At 72.4% G+C, this 23,873-nt stretch carries 23 protein-coding genes and 1 riboswitch; of the genes, 8 read left to right on the plus strand and 15 right to left on the minus strand.

Going from position 1 to position 23,873, the window contains the following annotated elements:
* Nucleotides 1-99: 99 nt before the first annotated feature.
* Nucleotides 100-846, minus strand: a complete 747-nt coding sequence (locus ACIQU4_RS36885) for a TetR/AcrR family transcriptional regulator (RefSeq protein ID WP_403740534.1) — start codon at nt 844-846, stop codon at nt 100-102.
* A gap of 100 nt (nt 847-946) precedes the next feature.
* Between ACIQU4_RS36885 and ACIQU4_RS36890 the strand changes: the two genes are divergently transcribed.
* Both ACIQU4_RS36890 and ACIQU4_RS36895 read left to right on the plus strand, forming a co-directional pair.
* Nucleotides 947-1,597 carry a DUF6230 family protein gene (locus ACIQU4_RS36890; protein WP_403740537.1) on the plus strand — a complete coding sequence of 217 codons (651 nt, stop codon included), beginning with the start codon at nt 947-949 and terminating at the stop codon, nt 1,595-1,597.
* A gap of 23 nt (nt 1,598-1,620) precedes the next feature.
* Nucleotides 1,621-2,538 (plus strand): DUF6114 domain-containing protein, encoded by a 918-nt coding sequence (locus ACIQU4_RS36895; protein WP_403740541.1) that lies wholly within the window; start codon nt 1,621-1,623, stop codon nt 2,536-2,538.
* 25 nt (nt 2,539-2,563) lie between these two features.
* On the opposite strand, the gene ACIQU4_RS36900 is transcribed toward ACIQU4_RS36895, so the two are convergent.
* The 3 genes from ACIQU4_RS36900 to ACIQU4_RS36910 all read right to left on the minus strand — a co-directional run bounded on the left by ACIQU4_RS36900 (nt 2,564) and on the right by ACIQU4_RS36910 (nt 4,828).
* Complete coding sequence (locus ACIQU4_RS36900) at nt 2,564-2,716, minus strand: SCO1431 family membrane protein (RefSeq protein ID WP_134074592.1); 153 nt, start codon at nt 2,714-2,716, stop codon at nt 2,564-2,566.
* Between the two features lie 154 nt (nt 2,717-2,870).
* Nucleotides 2,871-3,293, minus strand: a complete 423-nt coding sequence (locus ACIQU4_RS36905; RefSeq protein WP_403740544.1) for an SPW repeat protein — start codon at nt 3,291-3,293, stop codon at nt 2,871-2,873.
* Nucleotides 3,294-3,388: 95 nt separating this feature from the next.
* Entirely contained in the window at nt 3,389-4,828 is a 1,440-nt protein-coding gene (locus ACIQU4_RS36910) for a peptidase C39 family protein (protein WP_403740546.1), read from the minus strand.
* Nucleotides 4,829-4,985: 157 nt separating this feature from the next.
* Here ACIQU4_RS36910 and ACIQU4_RS36915 point away from each other — a divergent pair, with 157 nt between their 5' ends.
* On the plus strand, nt 4,986-5,621 hold the full coding sequence (locus ACIQU4_RS36915; protein ID WP_403740549.1) for a uridine kinase: 636 nt from the start codon (nt 4,986-4,988) through the stop codon (nt 5,619-5,621).
* A gap of 378 nt (nt 5,622-5,999) precedes the next feature.
* On the plus strand, nt 6,000-7,949 hold the full coding sequence (locus ACIQU4_RS36920) for an AAA family ATPase (protein WP_403740551.1): 1,950 nt from the start codon (nt 6,000-6,002) through the stop codon (nt 7,947-7,949).
* A gap of 51 nt (nt 7,950-8,000) precedes the next feature.
* Here the strand turns inward: ACIQU4_RS36920 and ACIQU4_RS36925 are convergent, their stop codons facing one another.
* The 10 genes from ACIQU4_RS36925 to ribD form a co-directional block, all read right to left on the minus strand.
* A complete protein-coding gene (locus tag ACIQU4_RS36925; protein WP_403740554.1) occupies nt 8,001-9,074 on the minus strand; it encodes a hemolysin family protein in 1,074 nt (357 codons plus the stop codon).
* The gene (locus ACIQU4_RS36930) at nt 9,071-10,540 is read right to left on the minus strand and encodes a hemolysin family protein (protein WP_403740557.1); all 1,470 of its coding nucleotides are present in this window, start codon (nt 10,538-10,540) and stop codon (nt 9,071-9,073) included. The genes ACIQU4_RS36925 and ACIQU4_RS36930 overlap by 4 nt, the downstream gene beginning before the upstream one ends.
* 328 nt (nt 10,541-10,868) lie before the next feature.
* The gene (locus ACIQU4_RS36935; RefSeq protein WP_403740560.1) at nt 10,869-11,333 is read right to left on the minus strand and encodes a PH domain-containing protein; all 465 of its coding nucleotides are present in this window, start codon (nt 11,331-11,333) and stop codon (nt 10,869-10,871) included.
* Between the two features lie 52 nt (nt 11,334-11,385).
* Nucleotides 11,386-12,234 carry an ATP phosphoribosyltransferase gene (hisG, locus tag ACIQU4_RS36940; RefSeq protein WP_030157592.1) on the minus strand — a complete coding sequence of 283 codons (849 nt, stop codon included), beginning with the start codon at nt 12,232-12,234 and terminating at the stop codon, nt 11,386-11,388.
* A gap of 77 nt (nt 12,235-12,311) precedes the next feature.
* Nucleotides 12,312-12,593 carry a phosphoribosyl-ATP diphosphatase gene (locus tag ACIQU4_RS36945; RefSeq protein WP_403740563.1) on the minus strand — a complete coding sequence of 94 codons (282 nt, stop codon included), beginning with the start codon at nt 12,591-12,593 and terminating at the stop codon, nt 12,312-12,314.
* Between the two features lie 35 nt (nt 12,594-12,628).
* Nucleotides 12,629-13,114, minus strand: coding sequence for a 6,7-dimethyl-8-ribityllumazine synthase (gene ribH / locus ACIQU4_RS36950; RefSeq protein ID WP_048475497.1), 486 nt, complete (start codon nt 13,112-13,114; stop codon nt 12,629-12,631).
* 68 nt (nt 13,115-13,182) lie between these two features.
* Nucleotides 13,183-14,481 carry a bifunctional 3,4-dihydroxy-2-butanone-4-phosphate synthase/GTP cyclohydrolase II gene (locus ACIQU4_RS36955; RefSeq protein ID WP_403740566.1) on the minus strand — a complete coding sequence of 433 codons (1,299 nt, stop codon included), beginning with the start codon at nt 14,479-14,481 and terminating at the stop codon, nt 13,183-13,185.
* Complete coding sequence (locus tag ACIQU4_RS36960) at nt 14,478-15,131, minus strand: nicotinamide riboside transporter PnuC (protein WP_403740571.1); 654 nt, start codon at nt 15,129-15,131, stop codon at nt 14,478-14,480. The genes ACIQU4_RS36955 and ACIQU4_RS36960 overlap by 4 nt, the downstream gene beginning before the upstream one ends.
* Entirely contained in the window at nt 15,128-15,751 is a 624-nt protein-coding gene (locus ACIQU4_RS36965) for a riboflavin synthase (RefSeq protein ID WP_403740574.1), read from the minus strand. The genes ACIQU4_RS36960 and ACIQU4_RS36965 overlap by 4 nt, the downstream gene beginning before the upstream one ends.
* A complete protein-coding gene (ribD, locus tag ACIQU4_RS36970; RefSeq protein ID WP_403740837.1) occupies nt 15,752-16,837 on the minus strand; it encodes a bifunctional diaminohydroxyphosphoribosylaminopyrimidine deaminase/5-amino-6-(5-phosphoribosylamino)uracil reductase RibD in 1,086 nt (361 codons plus the stop codon). It abuts the gene before it with no gap.
* 252 nt (nt 16,838-17,089) lie between these two features.
* Nucleotides 17,090-17,219, minus strand: a riboswitch (FMN riboswitch).
* Between the two features lie 278 nt (nt 17,220-17,497).
* Here ribD and ACIQU4_RS36975 point away from each other — a divergent pair.
* The 4 genes from ACIQU4_RS36975 to ACIQU4_RS36990 all read left to right on the plus strand — a co-directional run bounded on the left by ACIQU4_RS36975 (nt 17,498) and on the right by ACIQU4_RS36990 (nt 22,679).
* On the plus strand, nt 17,498-19,867 hold the full coding sequence (locus ACIQU4_RS36975) for a chitinase C-terminal domain-containing protein (RefSeq protein ID WP_403740577.1): 2,370 nt from the start codon (nt 17,498-17,500) through the stop codon (nt 19,865-19,867).
* Between the two features lie 102 nt (nt 19,868-19,969).
* Nucleotides 19,970-20,911, plus strand: coding sequence for an RNA polymerase sigma factor SigJ (gene sigJ, locus ACIQU4_RS36980; RefSeq protein WP_403740580.1), 942 nt, complete (start codon nt 19,970-19,972; stop codon nt 20,909-20,911).
* A 29-nt stretch (nt 20,912-20,940) separates the two neighbouring features.
* Nucleotides 20,941-21,690 carry an SDR family oxidoreductase gene (locus tag ACIQU4_RS36985; protein ID WP_403740582.1) on the plus strand — a complete coding sequence of 250 codons (750 nt, stop codon included), beginning with the start codon at nt 20,941-20,943 and terminating at the stop codon, nt 21,688-21,690.
* A 17-nt stretch (nt 21,691-21,707) separates the two neighbouring features.
* Nucleotides 21,708-22,679, plus strand: coding sequence for a CorA family divalent cation transporter (locus tag ACIQU4_RS36990; RefSeq protein ID WP_403740840.1), 972 nt, complete (start codon nt 21,708-21,710; stop codon nt 22,677-22,679).
* A 20-nt stretch (nt 22,680-22,699) separates the two neighbouring features.
* Here the strand turns inward: ACIQU4_RS36990 and ACIQU4_RS36995 are convergent, their stop codons facing one another.
* Nucleotides 22,700-23,857 carry an ROK family transcriptional regulator gene (locus tag ACIQU4_RS36995; protein ID WP_403740585.1) on the minus strand — a complete coding sequence of 386 codons (1,158 nt, stop codon included), beginning with the start codon at nt 23,855-23,857 and terminating at the stop codon, nt 22,700-22,702.
* Nucleotides 23,858-23,873 lie beyond the last annotated feature (16 nt).

Consider the following 23,873-nt stretch of genomic DNA (forward strand, 5'->3'; position numbering starts at 1 on the left):
GACGGGCCGCCGGGTCTCGGTGCTTCTCACAGCCGATACTGCCCTCCCGGATCACGGAAGCGGCAGATCAGTGGCTGCGGGCGGCTTGAGTATGCCCGATCAGGGACTTCCCGTCACTGGGGCAAGATCACCGGTCGACTCGAACGCGTCTTCGGGCAGGGTCGGCGGCGGACACTCCGGGACGAACTCCCCGATCACCGTCAGCGTCGCGCGCAGCTGGCGGACGAGGAGGGCCCCGAGCCGGTCCCGGTCGGGCTGCCGTGGGCCGGATTCCGCATCGCCGTCCACCCCGGCGTCCGCCTCCGCGTCGGCATCGGCGTCCGAGGCCAGGGCGCCGATCCACTCCAACGTGGTCCCCTCGACCCCGGACAGCCAGCCCACCAGCGCGAGCCGGGCGAGCGGCGGGACGGCACGGCGCCCGTACGCGCCTTCGGCGATGGTGGCCACCAGCTCCTCGCGCACCGCGTCGCGGATCGCGAGCACCTCGGCGTCGGAGCCCACTCCCCCGGTGACGATGGTGCGGTAGGCCGCCTGGTGGTGCTCGGCGTAGTAGAGGTAGCCGTCGATGGTGCGGCGCACCCGCTCGGCGTTGGGCAGGTCCGGTTCGCCGGCGGCGCGGGCGACGAGCTCGGCCACCGAGTCCTCGACGATGGCGAGGTAGTAGCCGCGCTTGCTCTTGAAGTAGTAGTAGATCAGCCCCTTGGCGACACCCGCCTGTTTGGCGATGTCGTCCATGGAGAGTGCGTCGTACGAGGTATCGGCGAACAACTTGCGCCCGGTCGCTATGAGTTCGGCCCTGCGGACCTGCGAACGCTCACTCGCGCCCCGCTGTTGACTATTATTCAAATTCGGCCCTAGCCTCGAACTGCCACAGGATGCCCGCAGTATGGCAGACCTGTCTCATGCACTTCCCCTGCGCACCGGACGACGTACGGGAGGCACTTCCATGAGCACGAACAGAGGCGTGAACAGCGGCGCGGACCGCGACCCGGACGGCATCGGCGGGCGCGAAGGGCGGGTCCACTGGCGGAAGTCGGCCGCGGTCGCGGTGCCCGCGGTCCTCGCGGTCGGGGCGATGGCCGTGGTCATGGCCCAGGGCGCGCTCGCCGCGTCGTTCGCCGTCTCGGGAACCGCCTTCCAGGTCTCCTCCTCGAAGCTGAGCAGCAAGGGCCTGGCCTCGTACGTGCAGACGGACCGATCCGTCGACGGCAAGGGGCACCCGGTCGCGCTGCTCGGCATCGGCGAGGCCACGCTCACCGACATCTGCCAGTCCGCCGAGGTGGACACCCCGCTCGGCACGGTGGTCTTCAAGCTGACCGCGGGCGGTCCGGCCGGGGAGGTCACCGCGAGCGAACTCGTCATCGACGGCGAGGACCTCGACGGCGACGCGACCTTCGGCACGGCGCAGATCGGCCGGGACGCCTCGACCCTCGACCAGGTGGCGGGGGTCAAGGGGGAGCCGGGGAAGTTCGGCCTCCAGGCCGGGGACATCGAGGTCGTCGGGGTGAAATCGCACGCCTGGTCCGCGACCGGCGGGAACTTCCGTCTCAAGGGCATGCGGGTGAGCGTCGGCCTGGACGGCAAGAAGTGCTTCTGAGCCGCCTTCGGCTGACGCCCCCGTTGAGACGGCAGCGGCAGCGGCTGCGCGCCTGGCGCCGGACCCGGCCGTTCTGGGGCGGGCTGCTGGTCATCCTGGGCGGGGCCGAGCTGCTGCTGGTCCCGCTCTCCCCGCTGACCGTGCTGGTGAGCCTGGGCCTCGGCGGGATCGCGGCGATCGGGATCGGCGGCGCACTCGTCGTGGCGGGCCTGTTCCTGTGGTTCCTGCCGCGGGCCCGGGCGTACGCCTCCGTCCACGCCCTGCTGCTGTCGGTGCTGTCGTTCCTGGCGACCAACCTGGGCGGGTTCCTGGTCGGCATGCTGCTCGGGATCGCCGGGAGCGCGCTGGCCTTCGGGTGGACGCCGCTCCCGGGGGACACCGCGGACGAAGCCGCCGACGAGGAGGCGTCGTACGGGCGCAGGCCGGGCGGTCCCGGTCCGCGGGCGCTCGCCGCCGTACTGCCGGCGCTGCTGACGGCCGCGCTGGCGGCGGGGGCCCCGCCGGCCAGGGCGGCGGCCCCGCCCCACGGGCCGCCGACGGCCCCCCGGACGCCCCCGACGGTCACCACCTCGCTCTTCGCCCCGCAGGGCCTCGCCTTCGCGGGCGTCACCGAGGTCGCGACGGCCGACGGGCCGCTGAGGGTGCTGGTGCTGAAGATGCGCGCGGCCTCGCTGGCCGACTACCGGCTGCGCACCCGCGACGGCCGCGAGGAGTACGGGCTCGCCGCCGCGTCCCTTGAGCTGCGGGGCAACGTGACCTTGTACCTGACGAAGTTCAGCGGCTGCATCGAAGGGCTGCTGTGCGTCACGTTCAGCCCGGACGGACTGCCCGCTCCCCCGGTGATCCCGCCGTTCGTCTTCATGACCCGGGTCAGCGCGGAGCAGGCTCTGGTCACCTCGGACCTGATCGTCACGGACGGACTGCGGCTGGAGGCCTCGTAGGCCTCGTAGGCGCAGGCCCCGAACGTCAGAGCCAGCCGACCTGCGTGACGAACATGGCGATGACGACCACCAGCGTCCAGCCGAGCACGTGCTCCAGCCACTTGGAGTGGTCCTTGGGGCCACCGGTCCGGACGAGGTTCCGGGCGCGGGCGGTGAGGGAGGCGCTGTATGCGGTCATGCCGTCCAATGTGACAGCGTATGCGGCTTTCGCGGTAGAGACGATCGTCACGCGTGGCACCCGTCACGCCGCCCCGAACGCGTGCCACCGGGCCCCGGCCGGATCGCGGTCGGGGCCCGGTGCGTACCAGGTGCGTACCCGGTGCCTACGCGGGTCAGGTCGCGCGGTTGCGGCCCGCCATGCCCGCCATGGCCAGGGCGAGCAGCAGCGCGACGCCGCCAGTGATGACGTTGCTGACCACGGAGCGGGTCGTGCTGACGTCACCGGCGATGACCCAGGGAGCCACGATCGTCCAGGCTCCGATGGCGACCGCCGTCCAGGCCATCGCGTGGGTGCGTTCGTAAGCGGAGCCGAGTCCGCCCATGCACAGGCAGTACGCGACGCCGGCGATCAGGTTGTTGATCGCCAGCGAGCTGAGTCCGCTGAACCCGGCGATCCAGGGCGAGGCCGCCAGGTACAGGCCCGTGATGAGGGCCAGTGCCTCCACGGCCTGCGCGGCGGGGGTGCTGGTGACCCGCTCGAACCGGGAGCGCATCTCGGCGAGGTCGGGGTGGTGTTCGATGCTGTGGGTGGTCATGGCGGGCCGCCTCCTGTAGAAGCCTTACGTGCCCTTTACGCCTTTATGTTCCGCTTATCCGCGCTCGCGGTCAACGGGAACTTCCGGCACCCCGATCACAGCACTCCCGCCGCCCGGAGGGCGGCGATCTGGGTGAGGCTCGGGCGGGCCGGGGCGTACAGATAGCAGATGCCCCCGGAGCCGGACGCAACCTTTCCAGCGGAATTGTGGCGCTTCGTCCGCAGCCAGACGTTCTCCCACTCCCGGCGCCCGTACACCCGGCGGACGGCCGTGTTGTCGGGCGAGTTCGGGTCGTTGGCGACCACGTCCCCGGCGGCGGTGAAGCCGACGACGGTCATCAGGTGGCCCGCGGTGCCGTAGCCCGCGCCGGTGAGCTCCTCCGTACGGAAGGACTGCGAGGTGATCACCGGGATGCCCGCCCCGACCAGGGTCTCCAGCTCGGCGAGGGAGCGGAGCCGGGTGACGACCCCGGCGAGATCGGTGTACGTGGCGGCGTACGCGGCGTTGAAGGGCCAGTTGCCGCAGCCCTTGTACGCGCTGTCGTACGTGGACCGGGCCGCGTGGCAGACCTGCGGGTCGGGGTAGCGGGAATCGACCCAGGCCAGGTCCCCGGCGGCGGGCTTGCGGCCCCAGTACTCGATGATCATCTGGGAGGAGGTGGGGCTGCACCAGGCCTCGCCGCCGTTGTCGTACTGGGGGTAGTGGCCCTTGTGGACCTCCTGCGAATAGCGGGGGACCTTCAGCTCGTGGGCCTTGCCCGAGGAGGCCGAGGCGGGGACGGTGAACCGGTCCGGGACGTCGGAGACCATGGCCCCGGCCAGCCACACCGTCGGGCCCTGGGCGGCGCCGGGCCTGCGGTGGAGGGTCAGGCGCAGCTGCCAGTCCGCGATCCGTACGCCGCTCGCCCGCGCGGGGGCGTCGACGGCCACGGTGTCGGTCCACACGGTGGTGCTGCCGTCGGTCTGGCCGTCCACGGAGGTGCGGCGGATGTCGCCGTCGCCGGAGGCCCAGCGGCCCATCACGTACCAGGGGGTGGCGGCGCCGCTGCTGCCGTACGTGGCGCGCAGTTCCACCTGGATCCAGGTGCCCGCCGGGGTGTGGGCGTTCCAGGAGGCGATGGCCTCGGTGCCGGGCACGCCGGAGCGGTGCACCGGGGAGGTCCAGACCGCGTACTCCCAGGTGGCCTTCTTCGCGGTGTGCGGGTCCGTGTACCCGGTGCGGCCGGCCGGGGTGTCGATCACCAGGCCGGGGCGGGCGCCGGCGAGGGCGGTGGTGCCGTGGTGGGTGCCGGCCAGCCAGTGCGCGTACGAGTACCAGAACCGGTTGTCCACGGTCTTGGCCACGGCCGCGGCCGCCCCGTCCGCTCCCCCTTCCGCTTCCCCTTCCGCTTCCGCCTCGGCCAGGCCATTGCCGGCGCCCGTGCCGGCAGGGGGCGTCGGGCCGGCGGCCGAGGCCCGGCCGCCCGCGACGGTGGCCGCCGCGGCCGCGGCGAGCGCGACGGCCAGCAGGGCACGGCGTGGTGTGGGTGCGGTCATCGGCGTGGCCCCCAAGGGTCGGTGCGGCTGGGTCGGCTCCCCCACCCTTCCAGTTCCCGCCCGCCGGGCGGCGAAGCCACGGCCCCGTGTCGGGGTGACGCGGGACCGGGGCGGGGTAACGCGGGACCGGGGCGGGCCGGGGCCCTACGCTGGCCGGGTGGAGCCTCACCAGTCACTTCAGTCACTCGCGCGTGAACTCGTCGCCCTGCCCCCGTCGCTGGGCCCGGTCCGGCTGATCGCCGTCGACGGGCACGCCGGGTCCGGGAAGAGCACCTTCGCCGGGCGGCTCGCCGAGGCGCTGGGCGGGGCGCCGGTGCTGCACCTGGACGACGTGGCCACCCACGAGGAGCTGTTCGAGTGGCCGGAGCGGCTGCGGGCGCAGGTGCTGGAGCCGCTCGCGGCCGGCCGGCCGGCCCACTGGGCCCCGTACGACTGGGTGGAGCGCCGGTTCGGCCCCGAGCGGGTGCTGGAGCCGGTTCCGGTTCTGCTGATCGAGGGGGTCGGGGCCGGGCGGCGGGCGCTGCGACCGTATCTGGCGCGGCTGCTGTGGATGGAGACCCCGCGCGCGCAGTCCTGGGGGCGCGGGCGAAATCGGGACGGGCGTGAACTTTCCGACTTCTGGGACGGATGGGAGCGCGCGGAGCGCGCGCACTTCGCGGACGATCCTTCGCGCCCCTTCGCGGACACTCTGGTACGCCAGAGCGGTACGGGGTACGAGTGGACTTCCGAGGCGGATGCGACCGCCGGAAGGGCCTCTTCCATTACGGAAGGTGACGAATTCCCCCGGGCCTGAGCAGCTCGGGACAACCGCTCGAGCGGGCCTGCACCGACTTGCTTGACCTGGGCCCCGCACCGGCCTTACGTTCTGAATGCGCGGTCCTTCCAGGCCGCAGCGGACGCGAAGCCCCCGATCGTTCCCCCGTGATCGGGGGCTTCGTTCTGCCCCGGGCCGGCTTCCCACCGGCGCCGCGCGGGCCGGGTCTCCCCGAAATCTTCACCCTGAGTCACCTCGTGCGCCCCTGGTGCGTCTGCGACCGGTGCCCGCCGCACCCTACGTATGGTGCTTGGCCGCAGGTACGATGCATCCCTGATTTCATCGGCGCAGTGGACAACTCGCGGGCGCGACGCGGGGGTTGCTGTGCACCACGGGGGCAGGCTTGTGGGGGATGTGATGGATTTCGGCACGCCGGGCACGCACGCCCCGGCCGAACTCGCCTGGCTGCGCGGAGTGGACGCCTGCACCATGGGCGCCTATCCGCAGGCCGAGGAGGAGTTCCGGGCGGCCGTACGACTGGATCCCTCGATGGCCGACGCATGGCTCGGCCTGCACGCGCTCCGGGTGGACACCACGAACGCCTTATTGCGCATGTACGCCCACCGCGACCGCTTCGGCGAGCAGCGGGCCCGCCACCGGCGGACGATCAACTCCTGGTACTGGCTGGGCTGGTGGGTGCAGCCGGTGCTGGAGAGCCGGCGGGACCTCCTGCTGGCCCACGCCTCGCACTGGCTGGACGGCCGGCACGTCCCCGAGCTGGACCAGGCACTGGCCGCGCTGCCGCCGGTGGACACCGATACGCAGGTGCGGTTCCTGCACGCCTGCCGGTCCTACCTGGTCAAGGACTGGGAGCAGCTGGTGCGGCACACCGAGCCGCTGGTGGACGATCCGCTGCTGGGGATCGAGGCGGGCCTGTTCGGCGGGATGGCCCGGGTCCGCCTGGAGATGTACGGGCAGGCCGAGCCGATGCTGTCGGCGGCGCTGATGCGCTGCCGCAGCGAGCAGCCGCAGCGCAAGGAGCTGCGGTACTGGCTGGCGCGGGCGCACGAGGGGACCGGGCGCAGCGCGGCGGCGCTGCCGCTGTACCGGGCGGTGCACCGGGTGGACCCGGCGTTCATGGACACGGCGGCCCGGCTGACGGCGATCGAGGACAGCGACTACGTCGACGGGGCCGACGGATACGCCGGATACGCCGCGTCCGGCTACGAGGGGTACGCGGGCCACGATCTCTCGCCGGTCGGCGGGGACTTCGCGGCGGTGGCCCTCGGCGGCGGCCCCGTCCAGGACATCGCGGCGGACGGGCAGGCGGAGCCGGACCCGCTGATCGCGCCGGAGCCGGACCCGCGGTTCGGGGCTCCGGGCGGCCCGGGCACGGGCCGGGTGGAGGGCGTACGCCGCAAGGTGGCGGTCCCGCCGCAGGCCGAGCCCGGGGGGCTGCCGGCCGGACCGGCCGATCCGGCACTGCTCGCCGAGGCGCTGGCGGAGCTGGAGCGGATGGTGGGCCTGGAGCCGGTGAAGCGGCAGGTGAAGGCGCTCTCCGCGCAGCTGCACATGGCCCGGCTGCGGGCCGGGCAGGGGCTGCCGGTGCAGCCTCCGAAGCGGCATTTCGTCTTCTCCGGGCCTTCGGGCACGGGCAAGACGACGGTGGCGCGGATCCTGGGCCGGGTGTTCTACGCGCTCGGGCTGCTGGGCGGGGACCATCTGGTGGAGGCCCAGCGGGCGGACCTGGTGGGCGAGTTCCTCGGACAGACCGCCGTGAAGGCGAACGAGCTGATCGATTCCGCGATCGGCGGGGTGCTGTTCGTGGACGAGGCGTACAGCCTCTCCAACACCGGGTACAGCAAGGGCGACGCGTACGGGGACGAGGCGCTCCAGGTGCTGCTGAAGCGGGCGGAGGACAACCGGGACCACCTGGTGGTGATCCTGGCCGGCTATCCGGCCGGGATGGACCGGCTGCTGGCCGCCAACCCGGGGCTCTCCTCGCGGTTCACGACCCGGGTGGACTTCCCCAGCTACCGGCCGCTGGAACTGACCGCGATCGGCGGGGTGCTGGCGGACGCGAACGGGGACTGCTGGGACGAGGAGGCCCTGGAGGAGCTGCGCAGCATCAGCGGGCACGTGGTGGAGCAGGGCTGGATCGACGAGCTGGGCAACGGCCGCTTCCTGCGCACCCTGTACGAGAAGAGCTGCGCGTACCGGGACCTGCGGCTGGCGGGCTTCCCCGGCGAGCCCTCCCGGGAGGACCTGGCGACGCTGCGGCTGCCCGACCTGATGCAGGCGTACGGGGAGGTCCTGTCGGGGCGCGGCCCGCAGGACCGCGACCGGCCGGAGCCGCCGCCGCTGTAGCGGGGGCGGCTCGGCCCCCGCCACGGCAGCGGCGCCTCACACCGCGGTCTCTCACACCCCGGCGGCGCTGGTCTGCCGGGGGCCCGGGCGGCGGGCCGGGACGCGGTGCGCGGGGTCGCGTACCTCGCCGACCAGCATCTCCAGGACGTCCTCCAGGGCGACCAGCCCCAGCACCCGGCCGGCCGGGTCGGCGACCTGGGCCAGATGGGTGGCGTCCCGGCGCATGACGCTGAGCGCGTCGTCCAGCGGGAGGGTGGCGGACAGGGTGGTCATCCGCCGCCAGATCCGCTGGGGCACGGCCCGCTCCCGATCCTCCAGGTCCAGTACGTCCTTGACGTGGACGTAGCCCATGAAGGCGCCGTTCTCGGAGCGGACCGGGAAGCGGGAGTAGCCGGTGCGGACCGTCAGCTGCTCGATCTGCCGCGGGGTCGCCGAGGGGCCGACCGTGACGAGCCGGTCCCGGGCGAGCAGGACGTCGGTGACCGGGCGGCTGCCCAGTTCCAGGGCGTCCTCCAGGCGCTCCTGCTCGCCCGGCTCCAGGAGCCCGGCCTGCCGGGAGTCCTCGACGAGCCGGCCGAGCTGGGCGCTGGTGTAGACGGCTTCGACCTCGTCCTTGGGCTCCACCTTGAAGAGGCGCAGGACCAGGTGCGCGCAGGAGCCGAGCGCGGAGGTGACGGGGCCGCACAGCCGGGCGAAGGCCACCAGGCCCGGGCTGAACCAGAGGGCGGTCTTCTCCGGCGCGGCCATGGCGAGGTTCTTGGGCACCATCTCGCCGATGACCAGGTGCAGGAAGACGACGGCGGCGAGCGCCACCGCGTAGCCCAGCGGGTGGATCACGCCCTGCGGGACGTGCGCCGCGTGGAAGAGCGGCTCCAGCAGGCGGGCCATCGTCGGCTCGGCGACCGCGCCGAGGGTCAGGGAGCAGACGGTGATGCCGAACTGGGCCGCCGCCATCATCCGCGGCAGGTTCTCCAGCCCGTACAGCACCTGGCGGGCCCGCTTGGACTCCTTGGCCAGCGGCTCGATCTGGCTGCGCCGTACGGAGACGAGCGCGAACTCGGCGCCGACGAAGAAACCGTTGGCCAGGACCAGGAGCAGGGCGAAGAGCAGCTGGAGGGCGTTCATCGGCCGGCGCCTTCCAGCTGGGCCGACTGGGCCGGCTGCGGCGACCGCGCGTCCGGGGAGGCCTGCCGGCCGGGCCCGGTGCGTACGGAGCCGGCGTCGATCAGGACGGTGGCGCGGGCGGCCTCGGGGCCGGTCCCGTACCCGGCGGCGGGGACGGTGCCCAGCCGGACCAGCCTGACGCGTTCGGCGCGGTTGCGGCCGACCTGGCGGACGGACAGCTTCCAGCCGGGCAGTTCGGCGCGGTCCCCGGGGGCGGGGATCCGGCCCAGCAGGTCCGCGACGAGGCCGGCGACGGTCTCGTACGGGCCTTCGGGCACCTCCAGGCCTATCCGGCGCAGGGTCTGCACCCGGCAGCTGCCGTCGGCCTCCCAGGAGGGGCGGCCGTCCTCGGCGGGCACTGCGGCCAGTTCGGGGTTCTCGTCCTCGGCGAGGTCGTGCTCGTCGCGGACCTCGCCGACGAGCTCCTCCACGATGTCCTCCAGGGTGACCACCCCGGCGGTGCCGCCGTACTCGTCGACGACGACGGCCATCGGCTGCTCGCTGCGCAACCGTTCCAGCAGCGGCTGCACCGGCAGGGAGCCGGGCACCAGCAGCGGGGCGACACAGATCCGGCTCACGGTGGTGCGGGCGCGCTCGGACTCGGGCACGGCGAGGGCGTCCTTGAGGTGGACGACCCCGGTGACCTCGTCGATGCGCTCCCGGTAGACCGGGAACCGGGACAGCCCGGTGGCACGGGTCAGGTTCAGCACGTCGGCCGCGGTGGCCGTGTGCTGGAGGGCGCTGACCTTCACCCGGGGGGTCATGACGTGCTGGGCCGTGAGCTCGCCCAGCGAGAGGGTCCGTACGAAGAGGTCGGCGGTGTCCTGTTCGAGGGCGCCGGCCTGGGCCGAATGGCGGACCAGGGAGACCAGTTCGCCGGGGGTGCGGGCGGAGGCCATCTCCTCGGCCGGCTCCACGCCGAGCGCCCGTACGAGACGGTTGGCGACGGCGTTGAGGCCGGCGATGACCGGCCGGAAGGCGCGGGAGAAGACCTGCTGCGGGCCGGCCACGAACCGGGCCACCTGCAGCGGCCGGGAGACCGCCCAGTTCTTCGGGACGAGCTCGCCGACGACCATCTGGACGGCGGAGGCGAGCAGCATGCCGATGAAGACGGCGACGCCGGAGACGGCTCCCGCGGGCAGGCCGGTGGCCGCGAGCGGCCCGGCCAGCAGCCCGGCGAGGGCCGGTTCGGCGAGCATGCCGACCACGAGGGAGGTGATGGTGATGCCGAGCTGGGTGCCGGAGAGCTGGAAGGACAGCTCCCGCAGGGCCTCGACCACCGTGCGGGCACGGCGGTCGCCGTCGGCTGCGGCGCGTTCGGCCTCGGGCCGTTCCACGGTGACGAGGCCGAACTCGGCCGCCACGAAGAAGCCGTTGGCGAGGATCAGGGCGAATGCCGCCACGAGCAGGAGTAGCGGGATGGTCATGCCGCCGCCTCCGTGGGGAGGGCGGCGCGGGTACTACCGGACGATCCGTCCATTGCTGGAGGGAGTCACTCCTCAAGTCGCAGGTGCCCGCGGGCCTCGGGGTCCCGGGGCCGGTGGGAGGGCGTTGGGGTGCGCCCCGCCACCAGGGTAGTCACTGAGATCGCCGCCGCAATGGGACGCCGCCGTCGGCTGTGGCTCCGGTGCTTCGTCCGAGAGCCGCTCAAGGCCTGTTCGAGGCCCGTTCCACGACTGTTCGCCGAGTGTTCGAGCTCCGCTGTGCGGGCGTGCGTCCGCGGGACGTCCGTGGGACGTCCGTGCGGCGGACGGGTCAGTGGTGGTGCGGCCCGGTTCCCCGGGCCTCGGCGAGCGCGCGCAGCGCGCGGGCGTCGCCGATGGCCTGCTGCTTGGCCACGCCGGGCTGGATGCCGAGGGCGGGCAGGCTCGTACCGTCGCTCAGGTCCAGGAACACCCACGGATCGCCCGGGCGGAGGTTGACGCGCAGGATCTGCGCCCACTCCAGGCGGCGGGTGTTGGTCAGGTTCACGACGGTGACGCCCGCCTCGTCCGCGACCACCTTGGGGCGGCTGAGCAGGACGAGTACGGACGACAGCAGGACGGCGGTGAAGATGAAGCTGATCCGCTCCCCCGGGCCGAGGCTCTCCAGCAGGAGGGCGATCGCCGTGATGGTGGCGAACATGGCGAGCCCGACGCCCAGCAGGACGGCCCGGGTACGGGTCGGCCGGAAGGTGACCGGCAGGTCGGGCAGTGCGGGCTGGGCGGCGGACTCGGCCATGATGCGGGAGATGCCTTCGGGAGGGGGCGTACGGATCGGAAGGACGTACGGGTCAGAGACGGCAGGCGTGGATCGAGGTGGTGAGGATCGCGCGCGCACCGAGCTCGTACAGGTCGTCCATGATCCGCTGCGCTTCCTTGGCCGGGACCATCGCGCGGACGGCGACCCAGCCCTCGTTGTGCAGCGGGGAGATGGTCGGCGACTCCAGGCCCGGGGTGAGGGCGACGGCCCGCTCCAGGTGCTCGGCGCGGCAGTCGTAGTCCATCATCACGTAGCTGCGGGCCACCAGGACGCCCTGGAGGCGCCGCAGGAACTGCTGGGCCTGCGGGTTCTCGGCGTCGGCCCCGTTGCGGCGGATGACCACGGCCTCGGAGGTGAGGATCGGCTCGCCGATGACCTCCAGGCCGGCGTTGCGCAGGCTGGTGCCGGTCTCGACGACGTCCGCGATGATCTGGGCGACGCCGAGCTGGATGGCGGTCTCGACCGCGCCGTCCAGGTGTACGACGGAGGCGTCGATGCCCTGCTCGGCGAGGTGCTTGGCGACGATTCCCTCGTACGAGGTCGCGATCGTCATCCCCGTGAAGTCCTCGGGGCCCTTCGCGGTGCCGGGCTTGGTGGCGTAGCGGAAGGTGGAGCGGCCGAAGTTCAGCGGGAGGATCTCCTCCGCGCTGGCGCCGGAGTCGAGCAGCAGGTCACGGCCGGTGATGCCGATGTCGAGCTTGCCCGAGGCGACGTAGATCGCGATGTCCTTGGGGCGGAGGTAGAAGAACTCCACCCCGTTCTCGGGGTCGAGGACCACGAGCTCCTTGGACTCCTTGCGCTGGCGGTAGCCGGCCTCATGGAGCATCGCCGACGCCGCTCCGGAGAGTGAACCCTTGTTGGGGACGGCGATGCGCAGCATGGGTCTTCCTTCAGTGCGTGGATTGCGAAAGATGTGGGCTGATCGGCGGGCGGGGGACCCGCGGGACGGGCTCCGGCCTAGAGGTGCGCGTAGACGTCGTCGAGGGAGATCCCGCGCGCGACCATCATCACCTGGACGTGGTACAGCAGCTGGGAGATCTCCTCGGCGGCGGCTTCCTTGCCCTCGTGCTCGGCGGCCATCCAGACCTCGGCGGCCTCCTCGACGATCTTCTTGCCGATGGCATGGACGCCCTTGCCGACGAGCTCGGCGGTGCGGGAGGAGCCGGGGTCGCCGGTGGCGGCCTTGAGCTGGAGCTCGGTGAAGAGCTCTTCGAAACTCTTGGAGGGTGTGTTCGCCATGATGGTCCTCAGAATACGGGGTCCCCCGCCGCCACTCAGCGCCAGGGTTCGCTGACGGACCGCAGGGTCGCAGCAGTCGAGACGGCGGCGATGACCGCTTCGTGTCCCTTGTCCTCGTTCGACCCCTCGAGCCCGGCGCGGTCCAGCGCCTGCTCGTCGTTGTCGCAGGTCAGTACGCCGAAGCCGACGGGGACTCCGGTGTCGATCGACACCTGCACCAGGCCTTGGGTGACGCCCTGGCAGACGTATTCGAAGTGCGGGGTGCCGCCGCGGATGACGACTCCGAGGGCGACGATGGCATCGTAACCGCGACCGGCCAGTACCTTCGCCACGACCGGGAGCTCGAAGCTGCCCGGGACGCGGAGCAGGGTGGGCTCGTCGATGCCCAGTTCGTGCAGGGCGCGCAGGGCACCGTCGACGAGCCCGTCCATGACCTTCTCGTGCCACTGGGCCGCGATGACCGCGACCCGGAGGTCTCCGCAGTTCCTGACACTCAGTTCGGGTGCGCCCTTGCCGCTCACAGCTGTGCTCCTCGGTTCTTCGTGGTTCGTGGTGTGTGCTGGTGCTGGTGCTGGTGGTTCGTACGTGCTTACTGGTTGCCGCAGGCGGAGGTGGTCACGGCCTGGTCCAGCCAGGGCAGGTCGTGGCCCATCCGGTCCCGCTTCGTGCGCAGGTACCGCAGATTGTGCTCGCCCGCCTCCGTGGGCATGGCCACCCGGTCGTTGACCGCGATGCCGTGCCGTACGAGGGCGGCGGACTTGTCGGGGTTGTTGGTCAGCAGCCGGACGCTCTTGACGCCGAGGTCGGCGAGGATCTGCGCGCCGGCGCCGTAGTCGCGGGCGTCGGCCGGCAGGCCGAGTTCCAGGTTGGCGTCCAGGGTGTCGCGGCCGCGCTCCTGGAGCTCGTACGCGCGCAGCTTGGACACCAGTCCGATGCCGCGGCCCTCGTGGCCGCGCAGGTAGACGACCACGCCGCGGCCCTCGTCCTTGATGCGGGCCATGGAGGCGTGCAGCTGGGGGCCGCAGTCGCAGCGCAGGGAGTGGAAGATGTCGCCGGTCAGGCACTCGGAGTGGACTCTGACCACGATGTCCTGGCCGTCGCCGATCTCGCCGTGGACGAGGGCCACGTGCTCCACGCCGTCGGAGATGGAGCGGTATCCGTACGCCGTGAAGTCGCCGTGGGCGGTCGGCAGGGCCACCGTGGCCTCGCGGCGGACGGTCGGCTCGGCGGAGCGGCGGTAGGCGATCAGGTCCTCGATGGAGATGATCGTCAGACCGTGCTTGCGGGCGAACGGGATCAGCTCGGGCAGGCGCAGCATGACGCCGTCCTCGCCGGCGATCTCCACGATCGCGCCGACGGGGCGCAGGCCCGCGAGGCGGGCGAGGTCGACGGCGGCCTCGGTGTGGCCGTTGCGGACCAGGACGCCGCCGGGCTTGGCGCGCAGCGGGAAGACGTGGCCGGGGCGCACGAAGTCGGAGGGCTCGCAGACCCCGTCGGCGAGCATCCGCAGGGTGGTGGAGCGGTCGGCGGCCGAGATGCCGGTGGTGACGCCGTGGGCGGCACTGGCGTCGACGGAGACGGTGAAGGCGGTCTGCATCGACTCGGTGTTCTTCTGGACCATCTGGGGCAGTTCGAGCCGCTCCAGCTCGGAGCCCTCCATGGGGGCGCAGATCAGGCCGCGGCACTCGCTCATCATGAACGCGACGATCTCGGGGGTGGCCTTCTCGGCGGCGATGACGAGGTCGCCCTCGTTCTCGCGGTCCTCGTCGTCCACGACGACGACCGGCCGGCCGGCCGCGATGTCGCGGATGGCCTGCTCGACGGGGTCGAGCCGGAAGACGGCCTCGAGGACGGCGTCGATGTCGGGCACGGGCTTGAGGGTGGTCATGCCGTTGCTCCTTCCAGGGCCGGGGCGGGGGTGGTGCGCGAACGCTGGTACCAGTCGTGGGCGCCCCACAGGACGAGCGCGAAGTAGACGACGTAGACGAGGCCGGAGAAGGCCAGTCCGTTGGTGAAGGCGAGCGGGACGCCGACCAGGTCGACGAGGAGCCAGGCGAACCAGAACTCGACGAGGCCGCGGGCCTGGGCGACCATCGCGACGATCGTGCCGACGAAGATGTAGGCGTCGGCCCACGGGCTCCACGACAGGTTCGGGAAGAGCGTGAACAGGCCGCCGACGGCCAGGGTGCCGAGGGCCGCCCCGGCGAGGAGCAGCCCGCGTTCCGTCCAGGTGGCGGTGCGCACCGCGAGGGTGCCGTCCTGGGCCTGCCGGCGGCCGCGCTGCCAGGCGCGCCAGCCCCAGGCGGCCACGCCGATGACGAGGAGCTGCTTGCCGACGCCGCCGGTGAGGTGGGCGGAGGCGTACGCGGCTATGAGGATCAGGCCGGACAGGAGCTGGGCGGGCCAGGTCCAAATGGAGCGCCGCCAGCCGAGGGCGAGGGCCGCCAGGCCCATCAGGTTGCCGATCATGTCGGACCAGATGACCTTCTGGCCGAAGACCGCGAAGGCCTCCGCGTTGAGCCAGGTCAGGGCGGTCACTGCTGGTCCTCCTTGGCGGTCAGCGGGTCCACGCCCGAAGCCAGCAGGCGCTCGACGTACTTCGCGAGGACGTCGACCTCCAGGTTGACCGGGTCGCCGGGCTGCTTGAGGCCGAGGGTGGTCAGCGCGAGGGTGGTGGGGATGAGGCTGATGGTGAACCAGTCCGCGGCGGCCTCGACCACGGTCAGGCTGACGCCGTCCACCGTGATGGAGCCCTTCTCCACGACGTACCGGGACAGGTTCTCCGGGAGCGAGACCTTGACGATCTCCCAGTGCTCGGAGGGCGTCCTGGACAGGATCTCGCCGGTGCCGTCCACGTGCCCCTGGACGAGGTGTCCGCCGAGCCGTCCGCCGAGGGCCATCGGGCGCTCCAGGTTGACCCGGGAGCCCGCATGGAGGGCGCCGAGGCTGGAGCGCTTCAGGGTCTCCTGCATGACGTCCGCGGTGAACTCGCCGCCGCCGGTCTCCACGACGGTCAGGCAGACGCCGTTGACGGCGATGGAGTCGCCGTGCTTGGCGCCGTCGGTGACGACGGGTCCGCGCAGGCGGAAGCGGGAGGCCTCCGAGAGCTGCTCGACGGCGGTGACCTCGCCCAGTTCTTCGACGATTCCGGTGAACACTCAGTGCTCCTTGGGGGCGGTGGGGGTGGGGACGGCTTCGGATACGGGTACGGCGGTGATGCGGAGATCGGTGCCGACGCGGACGGCCTCGGTGATGTCGAGGCGCACCGCGCGGGCGATGTTGGTGATGCCGGCGTCGGCGAGGGCGGTGGGGCCGGAGCCGAGGAGGGCCGGGGCGAGGTAGCCGACGACACGGTCGACGGCTCCGGCTTCGAGGAAGGCGCCCGCGAGGGTGGGGCCGCCTTCCAGGAAGACGGAGCGCACACCGCGGGCGTACAGCCGGCCGAGCAGGTCGTGGACGGCGATGCGGCCGTCATGCAGGGGGAGCCGGAGCAGGTCGACGCCCGGCAGGTGCCGGGTGTCGGCGTCCTCGCCGACGACGAGCAGCGTGGGCGCGGCGTCGTCGAGGATGCGGGCGGTCGGCAGCACGCCGGCGCGGGTGTCGAGGGCGATGCGCAGGGGCTGGGTGGCGCCTTCGATGCCGCGTACGGCCAGGTGCGGGTCGTCGGCGCGCAGGGTGCCGCCGCCCACGAGGACGGCGTCGGCCTCGGCGCGCAGCCGGTGGACGTCGGCGCGGGACTCCGGGCCGGTGATCCAGCGGCTGCTGCCGTCCGCGGCGGCGCTGCGGCCGTCGAGGGTGGCGGCGTACTTCCAGGTCACGTGCGGGCGGCCCCGTCGTACGGAGGTGAGCCAGGCGGCGTTGCCGGCCGCGGCCTCGGCCTCCAGGAAACCGCCCTCGGCCTTGATCCCGGCGGCGCGCAGGGTGCTGGCGCCACCGCTGGCCTGCGGGTTCGGGTCCGGGACGGCGTAGACCACGCGGGTGACGCCGGCCTCGATGAGCGCCTGGGCGCAGGGCCCCGTACGACCGGTGTGGTTGCAGGGTTCGAGGGTGACGTACGCGGTGGCGCCGCGGGCCGCTTCGCCCGCGGCACGCAGGGCGTGGACCTCGGCGTGCGGGCCGCCGGCCCGCTCGTGCCAGCCCTCGCCGACGATGGTGCCCGCGGCGTCCGTGATGACGCAGCCGACGACCGGGTTGGGGCTGGTGGAGCCGAGACCGCGGGCGGCGAGCTCGACGGCGCGGCGCATGGCCTGCGCGTCGGCGACGGCGCCGGCGTCGACAACGGGCTCGCCGAAGGCGTCGTGCGGTGCATGCGCGGCGTGGTTCGCCACCGGGTCCTCCTGCCTCGTCGGGCACGGACTCCGGGGCCTGTCGGGATACGACAGATGAAGCGGTACAGCACACGCGGGGACGCCGAGGCCGAAAAAACGGTCCGCCCGGACGCATCCGCAGGGATACGCCGATGAACCGCCGACGGCGGCGTACCGGTGACTGGCCCGCCGCGCACTGCCTCCCATCCGGACTTTCACCGTCGGTCCAGGAATTTCACCTGATCAACCGGCCGCTGGCTGCGGACGGGTCGCGGACTATACCGCCGGTTCGGAATTACACCGACCCCGGAGTGCGCTGCTTACTGGTACTGCTGCCAGTTTGCCACGGGTGATCGGCGGCCATGCGAGTGAGGGACTGTGGCCTGGGTCACAGGGGGCCCGTCGCGCGGGAGTCCGTCAGGTTGGGTCGCGATTGGTCCAGACCTATTGACGGGGTGGTCTAGTCCTCTTAACGTTCCCTTCATCTTCCCCGGGAGTCAGCCCGTCAGATGTGCGCACGTCACGGGCCAACACGCACCACTTCTCCGCCTGTTGTGTCCTTCGTGTCCTGCCATCCTCCCCTCCCCAGGAGGCACCATGCTGTCCCCCACACGTACGAGAGCGATGCTCCTGGCATCCGGCGCGGCGATCGCCGGACTGCTGGTGGGCGGGCTCTCGGCGGGCGTTTCGCACGCGGCCGACAACGAGAGCTGTCGCCCGGACGGGCTGTACAAGACGGCCGGCGTCGACGTCCCGTACTGCTCCGTCTACGACTCCGAGGGCCGCGAGAAGATGGGCGCCGACCACCAGCGGCGCGTCATCGGATACTTCACCGGCTGGCGGACGGGCAAGGACGGCGCCCCCGCCTACCTCGCCAACAACGTCCCGTGGTCCAAGGTCACCCACCTGAACTACGCCTTCGCCCATGTCGGCTCCGACAACAAGATCTCGGTCGGCACCGACAACGCGAACAACGCCGCCACCGGGATGACCTGGCCGGGCGTGGCGGGCGCCGAGATGGACCCGGCCCTCCCGTACAAGGGCCACTTCAACCTGCTGAACAAATTCAAGAAGCAGTACCCGAACGTCAAGACGCTGATCTCGGTCGGCGGCTGGGCCGAGACCGGCGGCTACTTCGGCGACGACGGCAACCGCGTCGCGTCGGGCGGCTTCTACTCGATGGCCACCAACGCCGACGGCTCCGTCAACCAGGCCGGCATCGACACCTTCGCGGACTCCTCCGTCGAGTTCATCCGGAAGTACGGTTTCAACGGCGTCGACATCGACTACGAGTACCCGACCACCATGAAGGACGCGGGCAACCCGCTGGACTGGCAGCTCTCCAACGCCCGCCGGGCCGGCCTCGTCCAGGGCTACGCCGCCCTGATGAAGTCGCTGCGCGAGAAGCTCGACCGCGCGGGCGCCGCCGACGGCAAGCACTACCTGCTCTCCGTGGCCGCCCCCTCCTCCGGCTACCTGCTGCGGGGCATGGAGACCTTCCAGATGCAGAAGTACCTGGACTACGTCAACATCATGTCCTACGACCTGCACGGCGCCTGGAACGAGTACGTCGGCCCGAACGCCTCGCTCTTCGACGACGGAAAGGACGGCGAACTGGCCGCCGCCGGCGTCTACTCCACCTCCCAGTACGGCGGCATCGGCTACCTGAACTCCGACTGGGCCTACCACTACTTCCGCGGCTCCATGCCGGCCGGCCGCATCAACATGGGCCTGCCGTACTACACCCGCGGCTTCAAGAACGTGCAGGGCGGCACCGACGGCCTGTGGGGCAAGGCCCCGGCGACCACCTGCCCGGCCGGCGCGGGGCTGACCAAGTGCGGTGACGGCGCGGTCGGCATCGACAACCTGTGGCACGACCTGGACACCAACGGGGTCGAGTCCCCGGCGGGCTCCAACCCGATGTGGCACGCCAAGAACCTGGAGAAGGGCGTCGTCGGCGACTACGTCACCACGTACGGCTTCCCCGCGAACACCACGCTGACCGGCACCTACGTCCGCAAGTACGACTCCACGCTGGTGGCGCCGTGGCTGTGGAACGCCCAGAAGAAGGTCTTCCTGTCGACGGAGGACGAGCAGTCCGTCGCCGCCAAGGCCGACTACGTGGTGGCCAAGGGCATCGGCGGCACGATGGTCTGGGAGCTGGCGGGCGACTACGGGTACAACGCCGCCAAGGGCCAGTACGAGATGGGTGACACCCTCACCTCCCTGATGTACGAGAAGTTCAAGTCGGCCGCGCCCTACGGCGCGCGGAAGGCGGGTGCGGCCCTGCCCGCCCAGGCCGTGGACATCAAGACGGAGTTCACCGAGTTCAAGCTGGGCGACTCCAACTATCCGATCACCCCGAAGCTCAAGATCACCAACAACACGAGGACCACGCTGCCCGGCGGCACCGAGTTCCAGTTCGACTACGGGACCTCGGCCCCGAACAACGCCTCCGACCAGTCCGGCTTCGGCACGAAGGTGATCGCGAGCGGCCACACCGGCACCAACGTCGGCGGCCTGAAGGGCGACTTCCAGCGGGTCTCGCTGAAGCTCCCGGCCTGGCAGACGCTGGCTCCCGGCGCCTCGGTCGACCTGGCGTTCAACTACTACCTGCCGGTCTCCACGCCCTCCAACTGGACGGTGAACATCTCCGGCACCACCTACGCCCTCGCCGGGGACCTGGCGCGCGGCACGACGGTGACGGAGCCGGGCGGCACCACGCCCCCGACCACCCCGCCCACGACCCCGCCGACCACTCCCCCGACCACTCCCCCGACGACGCCTCCGACCACGCCTCCGGGCGGTACGTGCACCAGCCCGGCGTACGTCGCGGGCACGGTCTACAACAGCGGGAACCTCGTCTCGCACAAGGGCCACACCTGGAAGGCCCAGTGGTGGACGCAGAACGAGGAGCCCGGCACCACCGGCGAGTGGGGCGTCTGGAAGGACCAGGGCGCCTGCTGACACCGCGCAGGTGGCGCAGGTGAAGAGACGTGAGGACCCGGTGGCCCGGCGGCCACCGGGTCCTCGCACGTCCGGCCGCGGGTGTCCTCGTAGGCTGCTGCGGTGATCACACAGGACCCTGCGGCGCTCGCGGACTTCGAGGAGCACCGGCCCCGTATGTTCGGGATCGCGTACCGCATGCTCGGCTCCGCCGCGGAGGCGCAGGACATGGTCCAGGACGCCTGGCTGCGGTGGAGTTCCGCCGGGCGCGAGGGCGTCGAGCACCCCGGGGCCTGGCTCGCCAGGGCCGTCACGCACCTGTGCCTGAACCGGCTCACCTCGGCGCGGGCCCGGCGCGAGGAGTACGTCGGCCCCTGGCTCCCGGAGCCGGTGCTCACCGGCGGCGGGGCGCTGGGTCCGCTGAAGTCGGCCGAGCAGCGGGACGGCGTCTCGATTGCGCTGCTGGTGCTGCTGGAGCGGCTGACGCCGGTGGAGCGGGCGGTCTACGTGCTGCGCGAGGCCTTCGCGTACGGCCACCGGGAGATCGCCGGGCTCCTCGACCTGACCGAGCCCAACTGCCGTCAGCTCTACCGGCGGGCCGCGGGCAGGGTCGAGGCGGGCCGGGCGGAGGCGGCCCGGGCGGCCGCGCCGCGCCCCCGCTTCGAACCGGATCGGGCGCAGTGGCAGAGCCTGGTGGAGACGTTCCTGACGGCGGCGCGCGAGGGGGACATGGCCCGGCTGGAGTCCATGCTGACCGCCGACGTGCGGTACGTGGCGGACGGCGGCGGGATCGTGAGCACGGCCCGGCGGCCGATCCTGGGCCGGGACGAGGTGGCGCGGTTCCTGGCGGGCGCTCTGCGCAAGTACGGGGCCGGCCTGCCGATCTCCCTCGCGGAGGTCAACGGCGAACCCGCGCTGCTCGTCGGCGCGGCGGCGGTGGTGGTGCAGGTGGAGATCGAGGACGGTCTGGTCCGCGGGGTGCGGAGCGTGGTGAATCCGGAGAAGCTGGAATTCCTTCAGCGGCAGCTGTCACATTCCCGGGGGCTGTCCGGTCCCAGCTGGTGAACGGAACCCTGCGGGAAGGAACGGACACCATGAGCACGATTCTCGTCACCGGAGGCACCGGAAACCTCGGCCGGCCGGTCGTCACCCGGCTGCGGGCGGCGGGCCACGACGTACGGGTCCTGAGCCGCCGCGCGAAGGACTACCCGGTGGATCTGCGGGACGGCAGCGGGCTGGACGCGGCGATGGCCGGCGCGGAGGTGGTCGTGCACTGCGCGAGCACCCCGCGCGGCGGCGACGACGTGGCCGCCGGGCACCTGATCGAGGCGGCCCGGCGGGCCGGGACGGTCACGAACATCGTCTACATCTCGATCGTCGGGGTGGACGCGGTCCCGTTCGGCTACTACACGATCAAGTACGAGGTCGAGCGGATGCTGGAGGCGTCCGGGCTGGGTGTCACGATCCTGCGGACGACGCAGTTCCACGACCTGGTGACGATGCTGGTGGACGCGCTGGCGAAGGTGCCGGTGGTGCCGGTGCCGGTGCCGAAGGGGGTCCGGGTGCAGCCGATCGCCGTCGAGGAGGTCGCGGACCGGCTGGCGGAACTGGCCGTCCCGGCCCCGGCGGGCCGGGTCACGGACATGGGCGGCCCGGAGATCCACACGCTGGCGGAGCTGGGCCGGGCGTACCTGGCGGCGACGGGGCGCAGGCGCAAGGTGTTCGCGCTGCCGCTGGCGGGGAAGGCGTACGCGGCCTTTCGCCGCGGCGGCAACCTGGCCCCGTCCCACGCGGTCGGCAAGATCACCTTCTCCGAGTTCCTGACGGCCCGGGCCACGCGGTGATCGTTTCGGTGGTGTCCATGCCGGAGGGCATCGTGCGGCGCACCTCGGTGTCGGAGGCCCGTGAGCGTCTCGCGGAATCCCGTTTCCTGTTCGTGGACGCGGAGCTGCCCGAGGTGGCCCCGCCCGGGGAAGAGCCGGTCGCCCACCTGCTCGGCCTGGAGGCCGACGACCTTGCGTGGCTCGGCCGGGAGGATGAAGCCGCCCGCGCCGAGTTCCTCGGGGACGCCGCCGTGTTCGTCGTCCCCGCGATCGAGGCGGGCGAGATCACCCACCTCCACGTCTTGGCCACCGAGCGGTACCTGGTCACGGTGCACCGGGGACCGGCCGGGCTGGTGGAGAGCCTCGTCGCCCGCTTCAAGCACGAAAGGCCGCCCGACGCCGTGGCCACGCTGTTCCTGTTGCTCGGCGAGGCTCTGGAGACCTATCGGCGGTCCGCCGTCCGGGCCCTTCTGGAGGTGGAGGACCTGGAGGACGAAATGTTCCGGCAGCGGGAGGCGGAGCAGCTCTACCGCCTGGCGCGGCTGCGCCGGACCGCGGCGCTCCTGCACCAGACCCTGCTCCCCTACCGCCAGGCGGCGGAGGAGGCCATCACGCGCCGGGTGCTGAACCGCGACTTCCCGGAGGAGCGCAAGCGGCTCGCTCGTGAGTTCCAGCGCACGTCGGGGCTGGTACTCACGGACATCGAGGCACTCCAGGAGGCCGCCCGGCGGGGCTTCAGCACCTACTCCTCGCTGGTGTCCGGCGAACAGAACGGCGTGATCAACCGGCTGGCGATCGTTTCCACGATCTTTCTGCCGCTGAGCTTCGTGACGGGGTTCTTCGGCATGAACTTCACCTACCTGTCGGACGAGCTGGAGAGCCGGGCCATCTTCTGGGTGCTCGCCGTGGGCCTCCAGGTGGTCTTCCTGGCCGGCGCGCTCTACCTGCTGCACCGCACCCGCATCTGGCGCAGGCTCCGCGACGACGAACGCATCGACGACGACGGTTAGGCCGTCCGGCCCGGTGCGGTTCAGGGGGCGAAGAGGTCCGCCTGGGCGGCTTCGCGGGCGGCCAGGCGGGCGCCCGTGAGGACCGCCGGGTCGCCGAGTGCGGTGGCGCGAACCTCCATCGGCACGGGGGTCAGCTCGGCCAGCCGGCGGGCGACCGCGGCGGCCAGGCCTGCGCCGCCCGCGTGGCCGAGTTCACCCGCCAGGACCAGGCATCCCGGGTCCAGGACGGCCGCGACGGCGGCCGCGCCCAGGGCGAGCCGCTGGGCCAGGGCCTCCAGGAAGGCCTCGCCCGCGGCGCCCGCCACCGCCTCCTCGACCGGCCCTGCGTAGCCGTGCTCCGCGGCGAGCGCGGCCACGGCGTCCCTGCCGACCAGCGCGTGGAAGCCGCCGCCGCAATCCGTGGCGGAGGGCAGCCGGCCCGTGCCCGGCACCGGGAGGAAGCCGATCTCGCCCGCGCCGCCGGAGGCTCCGCGGCGCAGGCGCCCGTCCAGCACGACCGCCGCGCCGACGCCCGCGCCGAGCCACAGCAGTACGAAGGAGTCCAGGTCCCGGGCCGCGCCGACCCGCTGTTCGGCGAGGGCCGCCAGGTTGGTCTCGTTCTCCACGGCGACCGTGGCCGGCAGCCGCCGCTGGAGGGCCGTCACCAGGTCCCGGTGCCAGGCGGGCAGTCCGGCGGTGCTGTGCAGCTCCCCGGCCGGGGCCACCAGACCCGGGGCGCCGACCACCACCGTGTGCAGCCGGTCCGCGCCGGCCTCCCGGGCGAGGTCCTCCAGCCGGGTCACGGCCTCGTCGACGGCGTCCACCGGGAGCGCGGCCCGGGCCAGCGGGCGGCCGAGCAGGTCCGCGACCACCGCCGTCGCGCTGTCCGTCCGTACGTCCAGGGCCGCCAGGTACGCGCGGCGGGCGACGATCCCGTACAGCCGGGCGTTGGGACCGCGGCGCTGCTCGCCCGACTCCCCCACCACCTCGATCAGCCCGGCGTCGGTGAGCCGCTCGACGAGATCGGCGACCGAGGGGCGGGACAGGCCGGTCATGGCCTTGAGCTGAGTGGCGGTCAGCGGCCCTTCTTCCTGTAGGAGTCCCAGGGCCAGACGGTCGTTGATGGCCCGGGCCGTGCTCGGCGACGCGGGCGACGGGGCGGCGGGGGTCAGGGCCTTGGCAGGAGTCACGGCGCCCATCCTAGGTAGCTTCGGC

The sequence above is a fragment of the Streptomyces sp. NPDC090741 genome (assembly GCF_044769045.1).
In the GTDB taxonomy this organism is placed as follows: Bacteria; Actinomycetota; Actinomycetes; order Streptomycetales; family Streptomycetaceae; genus Streptomyces.

Excerpts from the sequence above, each read along its gene's own strand:
- ACIQU4_RS36985 (WP_403740582.1), top strand. The coding sequence starts at position 20,941 with ATGAGCACGATTCTCGTCACCGGAGGCACCGGAAACCTCGGCCGGCCG.
- ACIQU4_RS36905 (WP_403740544.1), bottom strand. The coding sequence starts at position 3,293 with ATGACCACCCACAGCATCGAACACCACCCCGACCTCGCCGAGATGCGC.
- ACIQU4_RS36990 (WP_403740840.1), top strand. The coding sequence starts at position 21,708 with ATGCCGGAGGGCATCGTGCGGCGCACCTCGGTGTCGGAGGCCCGTGAG.
- ACIQU4_RS36975 (WP_403740577.1), top strand. The coding sequence starts at position 17,498 with ATGCTGTCCCCCACACGTACGAGAGCGATGCTCCTGGCATCCGGCGCG.
- ACIQU4_RS36930 (WP_403740557.1), bottom strand. The coding sequence starts at position 10,540 with ATGACCATCCCGCTACTCCTGCTCGTGGCGGCATTCGCCCTGATCCTC.
- ACIQU4_RS36935 (WP_403740560.1), bottom strand. The coding sequence starts at position 11,333 with ATGGCCGAGTCCGCCGCCCAGCCCGCACTGCCCGACCTGCCGGTCACC.
- ACIQU4_RS36910 (WP_403740546.1), bottom strand. The coding sequence starts at position 4,828 with ATGACCGCACCCACACCACGCCGTGCCCTGCTGGCCGTCGCGCTCGCC.
- ACIQU4_RS36900 (WP_134074592.1), bottom strand. The coding sequence starts at position 2,716 with ATGACCGCATACAGCGCCTCCCTCACCGCCCGCGCCCGGAACCTCGTC.
- ACIQU4_RS36920 (WP_403740551.1), top strand. The coding sequence starts at position 6,000 with ATGGATTTCGGCACGCCGGGCACGCACGCCCCGGCCGAACTCGCCTGG.
- ACIQU4_RS36995 (WP_403740585.1), bottom strand. The coding sequence starts at position 23,857 with ATGGGCGCCGTGACTCCTGCCAAGGCCCTGACCCCCGCCGCCCCGTCG.
- ACIQU4_RS36955 (WP_403740566.1), bottom strand. The coding sequence starts at position 14,481 with ATGACCACCCTCAAGCCCGTGCCCGACATCGACGCCGTCCTCGAGGCC.
- ACIQU4_RS36890 (WP_403740537.1), top strand. The coding sequence starts at position 947 with ATGAGCACGAACAGAGGCGTGAACAGCGGCGCGGACCGCGACCCGGAC.
- hisG (WP_030157592.1), bottom strand. The coding sequence starts at position 12,234 with ATGCTGCGCATCGCCGTCCCCAACAAGGGTTCACTCTCCGGAGCGGCG.
- ACIQU4_RS36945 (WP_403740563.1), bottom strand. The coding sequence starts at position 12,593 with ATGGCGAACACACCCTCCAAGAGTTTCGAAGAGCTCTTCACCGAGCTC.
- ribD (WP_403740837.1), bottom strand. The coding sequence starts at position 16,837 with ATGCGCCGCGCCGTCGAGCTCGCCGCCCGCGGTCTCGGCTCCACCAGC.
- ACIQU4_RS36925 (WP_403740554.1), bottom strand. The coding sequence starts at position 9,074 with ATGAACGCCCTCCAGCTGCTCTTCGCCCTGCTCCTGGTCCTGGCCAAC.